A 15,423-nucleotide genomic window follows, 5' to 3' on the forward strand; every position below is an offset into this window, starting at 1 on the left:
AAGCGGTCAGCGCAGGGGAGTGATCCTCGTGCCGTCCGTGAGCCGGGCGGTCAGCTGAGCCTGGGCGCCCGGCTTCGCGGGGACGGCCAGGAGCGGGCCGAGCGCGCTGCCGCTCACCCCGCCGCTCGCGGCGACCGAGCTGACGTTGCCGCCGCCCGCCGCGAGGGCGTACCAGCTGCCGGAGGCCGACTTCCACAGGGCGCCCGCCAGTACGTGCGGCTCACGGGCACCGCACGCGGGGGAGTCCTCGGCGCGGGCGACGACCGCGCCGGGCGCTCCCGCCCTCGTACCGGGGGCCTGGAACTGGGCCAGCACGCGGCTGCCCGCTCCCCGCCAGGTCTCCGCGCGCGTGCAGAACCACTCCGCGCTCCCGGCGGCCCCGGGCAGCACCTGCGTCGCGAACTGCCAGGAGTTCACGGACCGTACGCCCTGCCCCCGGACGGAGGCGAGGTGGCAGGCGGTGTGGGCCCAGCCGGCGCGCTCCTTGCCGCCGTCGACGTCGTGCGGGGCGGTGGGGGAACCGGCGGTGAGCCGGGCCGGGAGCAGCTCGCCGAGGTCGGTGACCAGATGATCGCCGAACTGCAGGGCGGTCCAGCCGTGGCAGTCGCTGGTGGCGGCCGGGCTGGGCACGGCATCGGTGAGGCCGTCGGAGTCCCGGTGCAGCGGCTGGGCGGCACCGGTGGGCTGCAGCAGATCGCGCACGGCGGCGCTGTCCACCCACGGGGCCGTGAGGTAGCGGACGTTGCCGTCGGTGCGGCTGACCACGAGGGCCGTGGCGGTGCCGGTGTCCGCCGCGTCGGTCCGCGCGAAGTCCAGCGCTGCGGACCGGGTGTCGCCGCTCCTGGCCTCGGCGTAACGCACCACGCGCAGCCCGTCGTAGAGCAGGACGACCACCGCGGAGTCGACCTCGCCCGCGTACAGCAGCTGCGGCGGCCCGGCCGCCGGGCCGGCGGCGGTGCCGGGCGTCGCCGTGACCTGGACCGAGCGCCCCGGGCGGGCCCAGACGGCGAGCGCCCGGCGCAGCAGCTGCCGGTCGCCGGTACGGGGACCGCGCGCGGGCCAGGCGGCGAAGCCGGGGCGGTCGGCGCGCTTCCAGGCGGCGTCGGCGGCCATGGCCAGCCGGGCGGGGTCCAGGGCCTGTCGCGCCGACGCGTTCTGCGCGTAGGGCGGCGCGGCCGCGCCGTCGGGGCCCCAGCTCTCGCCCGGCAGCCCCAGCAGCGTGCCGCACACGACGGCAGCGGCGGCGGCCGCGAGGGCCGCGCGGGTGTGCTGGCGGCGGCGCATCAGGTCGGTGGGCCTGGCCTGGAGGGAGCACGGGTCGAACTCCACCGACTCCAGCAATGAGGCGTCCCTGCTGCCGGCCGGTGCGTACACCCGGTCCGCCTCGGCCAGCGCCGCGTCCGGATCGCCCACCCCGGCGGCGGCCAGCAGCTCCCGCACGTCGCGGCCGGTGGGCAGCTCCAGCTCGCGCAGGACGTACGCGGCCCGGCCCGGCCCGGAGAGCGCGGCCAGGGCCTGGTCCAGGGCGAGCTCGTCGGCACCGCCCGAGCGCGGGAAGAGGCGCAGCCCCCACACCTGCGGCAGCAACGGTGGCAGCTGCCCCGGCCGGGGCAGCTGCCACCGCCCGCGCGGTCGGCCCGCGCGCAGCGCAGCCCGCAGCACCCGCTGCCGTACGTAGGCGTACCCGGGGTCGTCGGGGCAGCCCTCGGCGTCGCGGGGGGACGGCACGGCCGGCCCGGACGCGGCGGCGGAACGATTGCGCGGCAGGGCCCGCTGGACGAGGGCGTGCGCGGTCAGGACGCGGCGGTGGCGGCCCAGCGCCGGCGGCAGCACGAGATACCCGAGCCGGACCAGGCGCGGGTAGTGCTCGATGAGCGCGGCCTCGGCCTGCTCGACGTCGACGGGGGCCGGGGCGAAGGGCCGGAGGGCTGTAGCTTGCTGCTCCACATTCATAGAACGAATGAATGGTGGGATGGTCACTTCACCCTTGTGGAGGCGCCCTCCGGGCCCTCGGGCGGCGGCCTTCGCCCGCTAGGCGATGCAGCGGGCGCGGATGCGGTCGACGGCGGCGTCGGGGATGCCGAGCCCGTCGCGCACGTATGCCTCGACGCCGCCGTACGCGCGGTCCATCTCCTCCAGGGCCGCCGCGAGGTAGCCGGGGCGGACGCTCAGGATGGCCCCGGCGATGTCCGGGTTGCCGCCGGCGGCCGTGAAGCGGTCGATGTGCGGGGCGAAGGCCGCCCGGACGGCCGGGACGACGTCGAGGTATTCGCGCTCGACGGCCGCCGCGTCCGCGCCGAGCAGCATGAGGATCACGGTGGCCGCCCAGCCCGTGCGGTCCTTGCCGGCCGTGCAGTGGAAGAGCAGCGGCCCGCAGTCCGGCTCGGCGAGGGTGGTCAGCAGCAGGCGGTAGGCCTGGCAGGCGGACTCGGAGGTGACGAACGACCGGTAGGTGTCGCACATCAGCTTCTCCGCCTTGCCGCCGCCCAGGTGTTCCTCGGCGGCGGCCGGGTTGCCGAGGATCGTCTCCAGCCGGGCGGGCGCCTGGTCCTCGGGGGAGCCGTCCCGCTGGGCGAGCATGCCGGACATGACGTCCGCGACGATCAGCCGGGCGCCGTCGGGGACGCGGTCGGGGCGCTCGCGGCGCTCGTGCCCGGTGCGCAGGTCGACGACCGTGTGGATACCGAGGGCGGCGACGGCGGGGTCGGCCTCCGGGTCCAGGCGGTCCAGCTGGCCGGAGCGCAGCAGCAGGCCGGGGCGGACGGCGGAGTTGCCGGCGAGCGCGATGCCGCCGAGGTCGCGGAAATTGATGATCGTCGAGGCATCGAACTGCTGCGGCATGGGCCGGTCTCCCTAGGTGCCTGTTCTGTTTATCGCATTTGCTGCTCTTTTATTGTGAAGAACGGTAGCCGAGTCCGCGACGCCGCCCCTGGGCCAGGGCCGGTCCCAGACCCATTCCCAGGACCAGTGCCAACAGGTGTCCCGCGTCCGTGAAGCTCGTGTGCCCGCGTCCGCGCACGTAGGGCCGGGCACCCAGCGCGAGCAGCCCGCCGCAGACCCCCGTGCGCACGGGCCCGCGAGGCAGCGCGGTGGCGAGGGCGCCGGCTATGGCGTTGAAGCCGTAGCTGACGCCCACGTCGATCGCGGACCGCGTGCGCGCCCCCGCGCGCAGGGCGCGCAGCCCTCCGTACACCACCAGAGACGCGCCCACGTGCCCGTACAGGAAGGCGCCCACCGTCCACCACGCGCCGTACGCGTACTCCGTATAGCCCAGCACCGCCAGGAGCAGCAGCGCGTACGGCAGCTCCATCGGCGCCTCGACCACCAGCGAACTGCTGGCCAGGGTGGACCAGCGACCGGTCTGCAAGTTGTCGACATTGGTGGAGCAGTGGCGCAACAGGCGCTCGCGCACAGCCGGCGTGAGCAGGCGCCGCGCGGCGTACGCGCCGAGCTGCACGCCCCCGACGTAGACGGGAGCGAGACGGGGCAGGCGATCAACGGCGGAGGTCATCCGGCAATGATCGTCCCTGCCCCGCCCCGGTGGCCACCCTCGTCCCCGGCCGGGACGAGCCGGCACGGCCGGGACGCGCCGAAGTCGTAGGCCCCGAGCGGCCGGACGAGCCCCTCCCGCACGAGGAACAGGTCACATCGGCGAGGACTACGCGGACGTATCCTCCGCCAGCGTGAAGTCCTCGTAGTGGAAGCCGGGGGCGACGACGCAGGTCACCAACACCGGTTCGGCACCGTCCGGTTCGGCGGACTGCCAGACCCCGCCGGGGATCAGCAGCTGGGGCCGCTGCCCGTGCTCGACACCAGGGCCCAGCACGGCATCCGTGGCAGCCTCCTCGTCGGGGGCCGCGCCGGTACCGCCCAGCCGCATCCGCAGGGGGCCGCCGCGGTGCCACAGCCACAGCTCGTCGGAGCGCACCTTGTGCCAGCGGGAGGCCTCGCCGGGGTGCAGCAGGAAGTAGATGCCGCTCGCGTACGCGCGCGGACCGCCGTACCCCTCGGGAACGGCGGTGCCCCGTGTCTGCCAGGTCTCACGGAACCAGCCGCCCTCGACGTGGCGTTGGAGGCCGAGGAGCGTGACGAGCTCGGAGGTATCGGTCATGGCCCCAGGTTCTCACCGCCCGACGACCGGGAGCCTTCCTGGCGCCACTCTCCGGCCAGGACGTTTCAGTAACCGGCCGGGGGCGCGTACTTGTAGCCGACCCGGCGGACGGTGACGATCGATGAGCGGTGCTCGGCACCCATCTTGCGGCGCAGCCGGGCGACGTGGACGTCGACGGTACGGCCGTCGCCCACGTGTCCGTAGCCCCACACGGTCGTCACCAGCTGATCGCGGGTGTGCACCCGGTGCGGGTGCGCGACGAGGTGGGCCAGCAGCTCGAACTCCAGGTAGGTCAGGTCCAGCGGACGGCCCTCGACGCGCGCGGTGCGCTGCTCGGGATCGATGCTCACCAGGGCGTCGCCCTCGGTGCCGGCGGGCGGCCCGGCGTCGGGCAGGCCGGCGCCGGGATGCGTGGTGCCGGGATGTGTGATGCCGGGTGCGGCCGGCTGATCGGCCGGTACGAGCACCAGGTAGCCGATCATCGGGGGCTGTCCGGGCAGGGTGGGCAGGGTGTGCTGCGGCGCGGGCATCCAGGTCGCCCCCGGGTGCAGCAGGTCGGCGACGGGAGGCACCTCGTCCGGGGACACGGCCCGCAGTCGGTGGCGGTGTGCGGGGTGACCGGCGGGTGCCGTGAGGGCGGCGGACGAGGAGGGCAGGGTGCGGAGGTTCGACATGGGGCTCAGCTCTTTCGCGCGGAGTACGTCGAGAGGACGTGCAGGGCGCGGGCCGCTTGGCCGGAACCGGTGCCGGCGGCTGACTTCGACGTGGGCGTCAGCGGAAGGAGAGGGCCTGCGCGGAGGACGCGCGACAACACACTCGGTCGAAGTCGTGGTGCTGTCGGGAAGGCCAGAATGGCTCGAGGTCGCTGCGACCCGTCGCGCTGTTCTGGTAGCTGGCCATGCCCCCTATTGAAGCATGGCCCGCGACGGGGCAGCAGATCAGTTCGCGCAGTTGATACCGGCCTTTGGCGCGGAATGCCCTTGACCGGCCCGCAGAATGCCTCCACTCCGGCGCCGACCCGCCCCCGGCCCGTCCGGCCCGCCCCCGGCCTGCCTCCGCTCCGCCCCGCCCCCGCCCCGCCCCGGCTCGGCAGCACGGTTCGTCCCGCTGTTCGTCCGTCTCAGCCCGGCAGCGGGGCCAGCCGTCGGCGCCAGTCCAGCCGGTCGACGCTTATCGCCCTGCTGGGATCGCCGTCCCACGCGGCGCCGAGACCGGCCTCCGCGAGGGCGGCCACCACCGACTGCCCGACCGCCACGGTGAGGCTGCCGTCCGCATCCTCGCCGTGGGCGCCGTACCTCAGCCACAGACCGTGGCCGTCGGCCGCCGCCTCGGCGTCCTGGTGGTCGAAGAAGACATAGCCGTGGTCCTCGTCGGCGGCCTCGCCGCGGATCTCCGCTGTTCCGCAGGTACCGCAGCAGGTGAAGTCCATCCGGGCCGTGATGCCGCCGGCGTCCAGGGCCGCGAAGGCCGCCGCCAGCCGGTCGGCGTCCGTCACCTCCGGCCACGTCTCCTGCTCGGCCAGGCGCTCGCGCCAGAGCCTGCCGACGATGTCTCCCGCGGCCGCCAGGGAGAGAGGGGTGCCGCCGTCGGCGTAGAAGTAGTCGGACACCTGCTCCGCCACCTGCCGGGCGGAGCCCGAACCGCGCCGGATCAGCGCCCGGGCGTGCTCCTCGGCCTCCTCCAGCAGCCGGGCGTCCAGGGCGGCGGCGTTCTCGTCGGTGGCGTTCTCGCCGGTGGTGGGCAGCACGATTTCCCCCTCGTTCCGTGGGCCGCCCGTGACCGGCGGCCCGACGAGGAACATCGTGGCACCCACCACTGACAACCGGCCGGTGCCGGTCAGCCGGTGCCGGCGATCACCGGATAGTGGTCGGAGAGGTCGGTGTACGTGTACTCCTTGCCCCAACTGGAGACCGTCCACGGCGCGGACCGCTCGTTGACGACCGTGTTGTTCCAGCCCTGCGGCCGTGCGTGTCCCTTGCGGTGGAGCACGTAGTCCAGGTCCTCGCGTGCGTCGGACGGGTAGCGGTAGGCCGCCACCGAGTTCTCCTTCGTGTCGAAGGAGTAGGGGTGCCCGGTGCGGATGTCCGCCGGAGCGAGGTCGCCGTCGGCCAGCATCGAGCGGTACTCGGCGCTGCGGGAGTCCACGTTCAGGTCCCCGGCGAGCATGACCTGCTCGTCCGCCGGAATGTTCTTCGCGTCGAGGAAGGCGTCGATCTGCCGGAGCTGCCGGGAGCGGTCCGCCGCGGCCTCGCCCGCCTTGCACCCGCCGTCGGTCGACTGCAGGTGCGTCCCCACGACGTGCACCTTGGTGCCGCCCACGTTCAGCACGACGTACGCGAAGCCCTTGTTGGACCACCAGTCGGCGCCGCACGCGTCGTTGAAGACGACCTGCTCCTTGCGGACGACCGGCCACTTGCTGAGTACGGTGACCCCGCCGTCCTCCGGCGTGGTGGCGGAGTATCTGCCCCCGGTCGCGTCCCAGCCGTCCTTGCTCCGTCCGACGACCGGCGTCTGGTACGGATACCGGTCCGCCGCCCTGGACTTCAGCGCATCCGAGGAGGCGTTGTCGAACGCCTCCTGCAGGACGACGACGTCATTGCCCTGGAAGAAACCGGCGGCTGCTATCGCCTCGGCCCGGTGCTGCTGCCCCCAATTGGGGTACAGGCTCGTGCTCATGAGGAACGTGTTGTAGCTGAGCACCTTCAGCTGCGGCGGCGCGGCGGGCGCGGCAACGGCCGGCTGCGGTAGGGCCACGGCGAGCGCGGCGGCCGCGGCTGTGATCAGGGTGGCGGAACCGGCGTTCTTCAAGAACGGCACTGCGTCTCCCTCGGTGGGGTGAAACCCTGTGCGGGCTGGTGCGGAACGGGCCTCGCACATCAAATCAGCTGCCGTTACCCGCAGATGGCCGTCGGATGACCTGCCGGAGACCACCGCCCCAACCCTTTACGGGCTGCCGCGCCCGGCACAGCGCTGAGCCCCGTCGCTGTCCGAAGACGGTGACGGGGCTCGTGCCCAGCGGGACCGGTGCCTTACGGCGCTGCCCAGCGCCCCCGGCGAGGCGGGAGAGGAGGGCCCGGTGCGTTCAGTGGCCCTGGCCGCCGTGGTGATCGCCGGCGGGCGGCAGGTAGTCGGGCATCGGGGTCCCGAACAGGGCCGTGGCCGTCTCCAGCGGAGTGGGCGCGGCGGCGGGGGCGGGCTCGGGGAGCGCCTGGCACGTGAAGCCGAGACGGGTCAGCGCCCGGGTGACCTCGCCGGCGGTGAAGTCACGGCGGTCCTGTCCGGTGATCACTTCGCCCACCTGCTTGACGGGGTAGGTGTGGCGGCCGATGGTCACGGACGCCCCGGTGACGGGCTCGGGCTTGATGCCCTTCATCGACTTCTCCACCTCGCTCTTGACCAGGTCGAAGGGGAAACGGGCGATAACACAGCGCATGGTGCCTCCGCAGGGTTGTGAGGAGTGGGCCGGCTCGGAATTTGCCGGCCCGAGGTGGTTCGAGGGGGATCGGGCGAGGTCGTGCGAGGAGCGACGCGCGTCGGACGCGCGGGCGCGGGTACGCGCCTAGGCGGCGCCGCCGAGCGGGGGACTGCGCCGGGCAGGGCCGGCCCGGCCGCGCCGGCCACGCGGCGAGGACGTACCGCGCCCGGGACGCTCCACGGCCGGGGCGGCGATGGTGACGGGGACGCCGGAGGGCGCCCGGGCGCCGGTGATACGGCCCAGTTCGGGCTCGCCGGAGCAGACCCGGGTGGTCCGCGGGGTGATGCCGGCCGCGGTCATCAGCCGGCTCATGCCGCGGCGCTGGTGGGGCAGGACGAGGGTGACGACACTGCCGGACTCCCCGGCACGGGCGGTGCGGCCGCCACGGTGCAGGTATTCCTTGTGGTCGCTGGGCGGGTCGACGTTGACGACGAGGTCCAGCTTGTCGACGTGGATGCCGCGCGCCGCGACGTTGGTGGCCACCAGCACCGTGATGTCCCCGGCCCGGAACTGGGCGAGCGTGAGGTTCCGCTGCGGCTGCGACTTGCCGCCGTGCAGGGCGGCGGCGCGTACGCCACTGTTCAGCAGATGACAGGTGAGCCGGTCCACGGCGTGCTTGGTGTCCAGAAACATGATCACTCGCCCGTCGCGGGCGGCGATCTCGGTGGTGGTGGCGTGCTTGTCGGCGCCGTGGACGTACAGCACGTGGTGCTCCATCGTCGTCACGGTGTCCGTCGCCGGGTCCGCCGAGTGCACGACCGGGTCGCGCAGGTACCGGCGCACCAGAAGGTCGACATTACGGTCGAGCGTGGCCGAGAAGAGCATCCGCTGGCCGTCCGCGCACACCTGGCCGAGCAGCTCCGTGACCGTCGGCAGGAAGCCCATGTCGGCCATCTGGTCCGCCTCGTCCAGCACGGTGATGCCCACCCGGTCCAGCCGGCAGTCGCCGCGACCGGCCAGGTCCTTCAGGCGTCCGGGCGTCGCGACGACGACCTCGACCCCGCTGCGCAGGGTCCTGGCCTGCCCGCCGAGGGGCATCCCGCCGACGACGGCGGTCATCCGCAGCCCGAGCGACCGGGCGTAGGGGGTGAGCGCGTCCGTGACCTGCTGGGCCAGCTCCCGGGTCGGGACCAGGACGAGGGCGAGCGGCTGCCGCGGCTCGGCGCGCTGCCCGGCGGTGCGGGCCAGCAGGGCCAGGCCGAAGGCCAGGGTCTTGCCGGATCCGGTGCGCCCGCGGCCCAGCACGTCCCGGCCGGCAAGTGAGTTCGGCAGCGTGACGGCCTGGATCGGGAAGGGCACGGTGATGCCCTGGGCGGCGAGGGACGCCAGCAGCACGGGGGGCATGTCCAGGTCGGCGAAGGACTCGACGGGAGGAAGTCCCGGAGTGGTCGCGGCCGGAAGTGCGGGGGAGTGATGGTTCGTGCGGACTGTGCCGTTCATGCAGAACCTTCCTCGATGCGGCGCGTAGCGAGGAATTCTCGACGGCGAATGGGCCGCGAGGGGAATCACAGGAACGAGCCGAAGAAAAGATGAAACGAAGTCGGCGGAACAAAGGCGGATTATCCGAACGGGCGGGGTATTCCGCCCGGACGGGGCCACCGCGGACGCTTCGACCCCGCAACACGTCGTCCCTCGGCACACGAGAAAGAGCGACGAAAAGCAACGAGGCTGGGGCCCGCACCCCAAGGTGCGGGCCCCAGCCACGTGAACGCGTCGGCGATCAGGCGGGAACGATGTTCTCCGCCTGCGGGCCCTTCTGGCCCTGCGTGACGTCGAAGTTCACCTTCTGGCCCTCCTGGAGCTCACGGAAGCCCTGGGTGGCGATGTTCGAGTAGTGGGCGAAGACGTCGGCGCCGCCACCGTCCTGCTCGATGAAGCCGAAGCCCTTTTCGGCGTTGAACCACTTCACGGTGCCACTGGCCATGTCAAATCTCCTTGGGGCAGTTCCGGGGGACCGCACTGTGCGGGCCCCTGCGTCGCCGCGATGATTGCCCCGTCCGGAAAAGACACCAGAAATACAAAAGTGCACTTAACCGGCATGGGAAGCCGGTCAGCGCACTTGAAGTCTTTGGGAACCACAACTGCAACTGAAATCGACAGTAGCACGTGATGGGGCGCCGGGCACGGCGAGTTTCCTCACGTCACCCGTTGGAAGACGAATTCGCCCCCACCGGCACCCCGAAGTCTATGGTTGCCGCAATAGATATTCGTTCGCTCCGGGCGCAGCACTGAGCCCCGCCACCGCCCGATGGGCGTTGACGGGGCTCGGAGGCATCCGCGCTCCAGGCGCGAAGCCGCGTCTTAGATGTCGAAGTACATCTCGAACTCGTGCGGGTGCGGGCGCAGCTGGATCGGGGCGATCTCCTGCGTGCGCTTGTAGTCGATCCAGGTCTCGATCAGGTCGGAGGTGAAGACACCGCCGGCCTGGAGGTACTCGTTGTCCGCCTCGAGGGCCTCGAGGACCGCCGGGAGGGAGGTGGGGACCTGGGGGACGTTGGCGTGCTCGTCGGGGGCGAGCTCGTAGAGGTCCTTGTCGATCGGCTCGGCGGGCTCGATCTTGTTCTTGACGCCGTCGAGGCCGGCCAGGAGGAGGGCCGAGAAGGCGAGGTAGGGGTTCGAGGACGGGTCCGGGGCGCGGAACTCGACGCGCTTGGCCTTGGGGTTGGAGCCCGTGATCGGGATGCGCATCGCGGCGGAGCGGTTGCGCTGGGAGTAGACCAGGTTGACCGGGGCCTCGAAGCCGGGCACCAGGCGGTGGTAGGAGTTCACCGTGGGGTTGGTGAACGCCAGCAGCGACGGGGCGTGCTTGAGAATGCCGCCGATGTAGTAGCGGGCGGTGTCGGAGAGGCCCGCGTAGCCCTGCTCGTCGTAGAAGAGCGGGTCGCCGTTGGACCACAGCGACTGGTGGACGTGCATGCCGGAGCCGTTGTCGCCGAAGATCGGCTTGGGCATGAAGGTCGCGGTCTTGCCGTTGCGCCAGGCGACGTTCTTCACGATGTACTTGAAGAGCATCAGGTCGTCGGCCGCGGCGAGCAGCGTGTTGAACTTGTAGTTGATCTCCGCCTGGCCGGCCGTGCCGACCTCGTGGTGCTGGCGCTCGACCTGCAGGCCGGCCTTGTCCAGCTCAAGGGAGATCTCGGCGCGCAGGTCGGCGAAGTGGTCGACCGGCGGGGCCGGGAAGTAGCCGCCCTTGTAACGGACCTTGTAACCGCGGTTGTCCTCGACCGCACCGGTGTTCCAGGCGCCGGCCTCGGAGTCGATGTGGTAGAAGGACTCGTTCGCGGCGGTGTTGAAGCGCACGCTGTCGAAGACGTAGAACTCGGCCTCGGGGCCGAAGTACGCGGTGTCCGCGATGCCGGTGGAGGCGAGGTAGGCCTCGGCCTTCTTGGCGATGTTGCGCGGGTCGCGGCTGTACTGCTCGCCCGTGATCGGGTCGTGGATAAAGAAGTTGATGTTGAGCGTCTTGTCGCGGCGGAACGGGTCCATCCGGGCCGTGGACAGGTCCGCGCGCAGCGCCATGTCCGACTCGTGAATGGCCTGGAAGCCACGGATGGAGGAGCCGTCGAACGCCAGCTCCTCGTTCGGGTCGAAGACCGCGGCCGGGATCGTGAAGTGCTGCATCACGCCAGGCAGGTCGCAGAATCGGACGTCGACGAACTTGACGTCCTCATCCTTGATGAACTTCTTGGCCTCGTCGGCGTTCTGGAACATCCAACTCCTCCTAGCCCGGCCGAACGCGGTCGGGGATTGCTTCGGTGGCGCGGTCCGTATCGCAATGGCGCGCTGCGGCCGACCCTAGAGAGACGGGATTTCCCAAGCATGACCCATTTGTTTCGCCGAGGTTAACCGCCGCGCGGTCGGTGTCCTGTCACGCGACGTGCGCGCGGTGGCTTTCGCAGGACCCGGGCCCCGGGGAACGTATGCGGTCGCAGTACCGTGGATGGGTGGACAACAGGCAAGCAATCGGATCATGGCTCTCCGGCCCCCGTGCGGCAGCGGAGGACATGGGCATCGAATTCGGCCACCGGGGCGAGCGCCTGGGGCTGCCGGAGAGCGGGCCGGGGGCCATCGCCCCGCTCGGGCGGCGCTTCGGGGCCCTCGCCATCGACTGGGCGCTCTCCATGCTCATCGCATACGGCTTTCTCGCGCACGGTGACCCGCAGCGAGCGGGCAACTGGGCGCTGGCGATCTTCTTCGTACTCAGCCTGCTCACCGTGGGTACGGTCGGCTGCACCCCCGGCAAGCGCCTGCTGGGCCTGCGCGTCATCGGTGAGGACGGCGCCCGGCTGTCCCTGCCGCGGGTGCTGCTGAGGAGCGTGCTCCTGGTGCTCGTCGTGCCCGCCGTCGTCTGGGACCGCGACACGCGCGGCCTGCACGACCGGTTCGCCCGGGCCGTCCAGGTCCGGATCTGATCCTCGAACGACGCCTGGGCGACGACGCACAGCGCATGGCGAAGGGGCGGGCGGGAACCATTCGGTTCCCGCCCGCCCCTTCGTCTTACGGTTTCGGTCAGCGGCCCTTCGGCATCCGGGTGCCCTTCGGCATCGGCCCCTTCGGGATCGGCATGTTGCTCATCAGGTCGCCCAGTGCCCGCAGGCGGTCGTTCACGGCCGTCACCTGCGCGCCGGGCAGCACCCGCGGCAGCTTCAGCAGCGTGGTGTGCAGCTTCTGCAGCGACACCTGGCCCTCGCCGTCACCCACGACGATGTCGTGCACCGGCACGTCCGCGACGATGCGCGCCATGCGCTTCTTCTCGGCGGCCAGCAGGGCCTTGACCCGGTTGGGGTTGCCCTCGCCGACGAGCACGATGCCGGCCTTGCCGACGGCCCGGTGGACGACGTCCTGGCTGCGGTTCATCGCCACCGCGGGAGTGGTCGTCCAGCCACCGCGCCGGATGTTCTCCAGGACCGCGGCGGCCGCTCCCGGCTGGCCTTCCATCTGCCCGAAGGCAGCGCGCTCGGCGCGTCGTCCGAAGACGATCGCCATCGCGAGGAACGCCAGCAGGAAGCCCAGGATGCCCAGGTAAATCGGGTGGTCGATCCAGAAGCCGATGGCAAGGAGTACACCGAAGGTGACAATGCCCACAGCCGCGACGACAAGACCGACCTTCGAGTCGACCTTCTTGGTCATCTTGTAGGTCAGGGCGATCTGCTTCAGTCGCCCGGGGTTCTCGGATGTTTCCTTCCTCGCCATACGGCGAAGTTTACGTGGCTCGCGGGCCAGGGGTGGCCACGGCCTCCAGCACGTGCTGTGCCTCGCGCCGGTCCTTGGCCCTGCGGCGGTCCTCCAGCACCGCTGTCCAGGCGTTTCGGCGGGCTGTGCGCTGACCGCCGCGCATCAGCAATTCCTCCAGTGCGCGCAGGGCCCCGGTCACGGATGGCGGTCGTACGGAGAGTGTGGAAGGCAGAGCGGAAGAGGCGCGGGTGGCGGTCGCCAAGACTGCGGTACCGGGCGCGGCCTGCATGTCGGTGTCCCCTCGGAAGCGGAAAAGGTGGGGCGTGGAGGGTGTGGATCGTGCTGCGCGCACTGCTGTCGTGCCGTGTCGTACTGCTGTGCGTACATCCATCGTCACTGAACGGTGTTACCAACGGATGACCTGTTGGTCAAACACCTATGAAACGTTGACGCGGCCCGCACCGCCCGGACTGTCACCGGGGGTGCGGGCCGCGTCGGACCGCTGGGGTCAAGGCCGGGATGAGCGGCGACCTACGCTTCAGCTCGGCTACGCCGCTCGGCGTTGTTGGTCGCGCTCCGCCTCGCTTGCGCTGCGGCCGAGTGCCCGCCCTCGTTCCTCGGACGGACCCTCGACCTACGCTTCAGCTCGGCTACGCCGCTCGATCGCCTGCTGGTACAGCCGGCCCGCGCGGTAGGAGGAACGGACCAGGGGGCCGGACATGACACCGGCGTAGCCGATCTCGTCCGCCTCCTCCTTCAGCTCCACGAACTCCTGCGGCTTCACCCAGCGCTCCACCGGGTGGTGGCGCACCGACGGGCGCAGGTACTGGGTGATGGTGATCAGCTCGCAGCCCGCCTCGTGCAGGTCGTGCAGCGCCTCGCTGATCTCCTCGCGCGTCTCGCCCATGCCGAGGATCAGGTTCGACTTCGTCACCAGGCCGGCCTCGCGGGCCCGCGTGATGACCTCGAGCGAGCGCTCGTAGCGGAAGCCGGGGCGGATCCGCTTGAAGATGCGCGGGACCGTCTCGACGTTGTGCGCGAAGACCTCCGGGCGGGAGGCGAAGACCTCGTCGAGCAGCTCGGGGACCGCGTTGAAGTCGGGGGCGAGCAGCTCGACCCCGGTGTGACCGCCCTCGCGGCCGGCGGTCTGCAGGTGGATCTGGCGCACGGTCTCGGCGTACAGCCAGGCGCCGCCGTCCGGGAGATCGTCGCGGGCCACGCCGGTGATGGTGGCGTAGTTCAGGTCCATCGTGACGACGGACTCGCCCACGCGGCGCGGCTCGTCGCGGTCCAGGGCCTGCGGCTTGCCGGTGTCGATCTGGCAGAAGTCACAGCGCCGGGTGCACTGGTCGCCGCCGATGAGGAACGTGGCCTCGCGGTCCTCCCAGCATTCGTAGATGTTGGGACAGCCCGCCTCCTGGCACACCGTGTGCAGGCCCTCGCGCTTCACCAGGCCCTGCAGCTCGGTGTACTCGGGGCCCATCTTCGCCCTGGTCTTGATCCACTCGGGCTTGCGCTCGATGGGGGTCTGGGCGTTCCGGACCTCCAAGCGCAGCATCTTGCGTCCGTCGGGTGCGACAGCGGACACGTCCGGCTCCCTATGACTTCGATTCCTCGGCGAACACCAGGGTACGCCCGTTATTTCCTCTGCCCTGACGGCCGGGGGGACCCGGTCAGCTCGCCTGGGCCTCTACCGCCCGGGGGACGGGCTCCTCCGCCTCCAGGACCTCCCGCAGATGCCTTTCCATCAGCGGGACCACCTCCGTCACGGCCACCCGGCGGCCCAGCTCGTTGGAGAGCGAGGTCACACCGGCGTCGCGGATGCCGCAGGGGACGATCCGGTCGAACCAGGTGTTGTCCGGATCACAGTTCAGCGAGAAGCCGTGCATCGTGACGCCCTTGGCGATCCGGATGCCGATCGCCGCCAGCTTGCGGTCCTCGCGGCGCTGGCCGGCGTTGGACGGGGCGTACTCCGGGCCGTTCAGCCGGGGGTCGAACTCGTCGTCCGCCAGTCGGGGGTCGAAGTCCAGGCTGAGTCCGCCGAGGGCCGCGCGCTGGTCCGCCGCCTCCTTGGCGTCCCCCAGCACCCACACACCGCTGCGGCCCTCCACCCGGGTCGTCTCCAGGCCGAGCTCCGCACACGTGCGGATCAGGGCCTCCTCCAGGCGGCGGACGTGCGCGATCACATCCACCGGGCGGGGGAGCTTCAGGATGGGGTAACCGACGAGCTGGCCCGGGCCGTGCCAGGTGATCTTGCCGCCCCGGTCCACGTCCACCACGGGTGTGCCGTCCAGGGGGCGCTCGCTGTCCTCCGTGCGCCGTCCCGCCGTATAGACCGCCGGGTGCTCCAGCAGCAGGCAGGTGTCCGGGATCTCGTCGGCGAACCGGGCCGAGTGGACCCTCCGCTGCTCCTGCCACGCCTCCTGGTACTCGACGGCGTCAGCCCCGAAGCCCAGGTGGACAAAGCGCAGCTCAGTCACGGCAGCTCCTCTTCGAACCGGTTGGTTGTCACTCGGTCTGTCTCGTTCGGTCTCGGCGTGCCCCGGCATGCGGCACGTCCTTGCCACTGTACGGCGGAGGTCCGGCAACCCAGCAGGCGGCCGTCGCCCGGAGTGATCTTCCGAGGCGATTTGATCTGTCCTCACACGATCGGATGAATGCG

The 15,423-nt window shown here is 71.5% G+C and carries 16 protein-coding genes; 1 reads left to right on the forward strand and 15 read right to left on the reverse strand.

Translation table 11 applies throughout. The annotated features are described in order from the left end of the window. Positions 1–6: 6 nt before the first annotated feature. From AB0F13_RS15380 to glnA, 11 genes are all read right to left on the reverse strand, one after another. Entirely contained in the window at positions 7–1,953 is a 1,947-nt protein-coding gene (locus AB0F13_RS15380; RefSeq protein WP_362081079.1) for a hypothetical protein, read from the reverse strand. 78 nt (positions 1,954–2,031) lie between these two features. Further along, positions 2,032–2,841 (reverse strand): tyrosine-protein phosphatase, encoded by an 810-nt coding sequence (locus AB0F13_RS15385; protein ID WP_362081082.1) that lies wholly within the window; start codon positions 2,839–2,841, stop codon positions 2,032–2,034. A 49-nt stretch (positions 2,842–2,890) separates the two neighbouring features. Continuing rightward, complete coding sequence (locus AB0F13_RS15390) at positions 2,891–3,511, reverse strand: rhomboid-like protein (protein ID WP_362081084.1); 621 nt, start codon at positions 3,509–3,511, stop codon at positions 2,891–2,893. A gap of 147 nt (positions 3,512–3,658) precedes the next feature. Continuing rightward, positions 3,659–4,111, reverse strand: coding sequence for a cupin domain-containing protein (locus tag AB0F13_RS15395; RefSeq protein WP_362081087.1), 453 nt, complete (start codon positions 4,109–4,111; stop codon positions 3,659–3,661). Positions 4,112–4,176: 65 nt separating this feature from the next. Next, a complete protein-coding gene (locus AB0F13_RS15400; RefSeq protein ID WP_362081090.1) occupies positions 4,177–4,785 on the reverse strand; it encodes a winged helix-turn-helix domain-containing protein in 609 nt (202 codons plus the stop codon). A gap of 446 nt (positions 4,786–5,231) precedes the next feature. Then, positions 5,232–5,858: a hypothetical protein gene (locus tag AB0F13_RS15405; protein ID WP_362081092.1), complete on the reverse strand. Its 627-nt coding sequence runs from the start codon at positions 5,856–5,858 to the stop codon at positions 5,232–5,234. 89 nt (positions 5,859–5,947) lie between these two features. Further along, the gene (gene sph / locus AB0F13_RS15410) at positions 5,948–6,892 is read right to left on the reverse strand and encodes a sphingomyelin phosphodiesterase (RefSeq protein ID WP_362081588.1); all 945 of its coding nucleotides are present in this window, start codon (positions 6,890–6,892) and stop codon (positions 5,948–5,950) included. A gap of 301 nt (positions 6,893–7,193) precedes the next feature. After that, complete coding sequence (locus AB0F13_RS15415) at positions 7,194–7,544, reverse strand: SCO5918 family protein (protein ID WP_362081094.1); 351 nt, start codon at positions 7,542–7,544, stop codon at positions 7,194–7,196. Positions 7,545–7,670: 126 nt separating this feature from the next. Continuing rightward, complete coding sequence (locus AB0F13_RS15420; RefSeq protein WP_362081097.1) at positions 7,671–9,026, reverse strand: DEAD/DEAH box helicase; 1,356 nt, start codon at positions 9,024–9,026, stop codon at positions 7,671–7,673. Positions 9,027–9,306: 280 nt separating this feature from the next. Next, a complete protein-coding gene (locus AB0F13_RS15425) occupies positions 9,307–9,510 on the reverse strand; it encodes a cold-shock protein (RefSeq protein ID WP_030228921.1) in 204 nt (67 codons plus the stop codon). Between the two features lie 377 nt (positions 9,511–9,887). Then, complete coding sequence (gene glnA / locus AB0F13_RS15430) at positions 9,888–11,297, reverse strand: type I glutamate--ammonia ligase (RefSeq protein WP_362081101.1); 1,410 nt, start codon at positions 11,295–11,297, stop codon at positions 9,888–9,890. Positions 11,298–11,530: 233 nt separating this feature from the next. On the opposite strand from glnA, the gene AB0F13_RS15435 reads away from it, so the two are divergent. Beyond that, positions 11,531–11,998 carry an RDD family protein gene (locus AB0F13_RS15435; protein WP_362081104.1) on the forward strand — a complete coding sequence of 156 codons (468 nt, stop codon included), beginning with the start codon at positions 11,531–11,533 and terminating at the stop codon, positions 11,996–11,998. Between the two features lie 97 nt (positions 11,999–12,095). Here the strand turns inward: AB0F13_RS15435 and AB0F13_RS15440 are convergent, their stop codons facing one another. The 4 genes from AB0F13_RS15440 to lipB form a co-directional block, all read right to left on the reverse strand. Then, on the reverse strand, positions 12,096–12,779 hold the full coding sequence (locus AB0F13_RS15440) for a DUF4191 domain-containing protein (protein ID WP_362081107.1): 684 nt from the start codon (positions 12,777–12,779) through the stop codon (positions 12,096–12,098). Positions 12,780–12,789: 10 nt separating this feature from the next. Next, complete coding sequence (locus AB0F13_RS15445; protein WP_362081110.1) at positions 12,790–13,050, reverse strand: hypothetical protein; 261 nt, start codon at positions 13,048–13,050, stop codon at positions 12,790–12,792. 345 nt (positions 13,051–13,395) lie between these two features. Further along, complete coding sequence (gene lipA, locus AB0F13_RS15450) at positions 13,396–14,349, reverse strand: lipoyl synthase (protein WP_362081113.1); 954 nt, start codon at positions 14,347–14,349, stop codon at positions 13,396–13,398. 85 nt (positions 14,350–14,434) lie between these two features. After that, positions 14,435–15,241, reverse strand: a complete 807-nt coding sequence (gene lipB / locus AB0F13_RS15455; protein ID WP_362081116.1) for a lipoyl(octanoyl) transferase LipB — start codon at positions 15,239–15,241, stop codon at positions 14,435–14,437. Between the last annotated feature and the right edge of the window lie 182 nt (positions 15,242–15,423).

The organism is Streptomyces sp. NPDC026206, assembly GCF_040638465.1.
Classification (GTDB): Bacteria; Actinomycetota; Actinomycetes; order Streptomycetales; family Streptomycetaceae; genus Streptomyces.

Bases quoted from the DNA above. Each gene is read 5' to 3' on its own strand.
- AB0F13_RS15420 (WP_362081097.1), bottom strand. From the start codon at position 9,026: ATGAACGGCACAGTCCGCACGAACCATCACTCCCCCGCACTTCCGGCC.
- AB0F13_RS15415 (WP_362081094.1), bottom strand. From the start codon at position 7,544: ATGCGCTGTGTTATCGCCCGTTTCCCCTTCGACCTGGTCAAGAGCGAG.
- AB0F13_RS15400 (WP_362081090.1), bottom strand. From the start codon at position 4,785: ATGTCGAACCTCCGCACCCTGCCCTCCTCGTCCGCCGCCCTCACGGCA.
- AB0F13_RS15380 (WP_362081079.1), bottom strand. From the start codon at position 1,953: ATGAATGTGGAGCAGCAAGCTACAGCCCTCCGGCCCTTCGCCCCGGCC.
- AB0F13_RS15385 (WP_362081082.1), bottom strand. From the start codon at position 2,841: ATGCCGCAGCAGTTCGATGCCTCGACGATCATCAATTTCCGCGACCTC.
- AB0F13_RS15425 (WP_030228921.1), bottom strand. From the start codon at position 9,510: ATGGCCAGTGGCACCGTGAAGTGGTTCAACGCCGAAAAGGGCTTCGGC.
- glnA (WP_362081101.1), bottom strand. From the start codon at position 11,297: ATGTTCCAGAACGCCGACGAGGCCAAGAAGTTCATCAAGGATGAGGAC.
- AB0F13_RS15390 (WP_362081084.1), bottom strand. From the start codon at position 3,511: ATGACCTCCGCCGTTGATCGCCTGCCCCGTCTCGCTCCCGTCTACGTC.
- AB0F13_RS15395 (WP_362081087.1), bottom strand. From the start codon at position 4,111: ATGACCGATACCTCCGAGCTCGTCACGCTCCTCGGCCTCCAACGCCAC.
- AB0F13_RS15440 (WP_362081107.1), bottom strand. From the start codon at position 12,779: ATGGCGAGGAAGGAAACATCCGAGAACCCCGGGCGACTGAAGCAGATC.
- AB0F13_RS15445 (WP_362081110.1), bottom strand. From the start codon at position 13,050: ATGCAGGCCGCGCCCGGTACCGCAGTCTTGGCGACCGCCACCCGCGCC.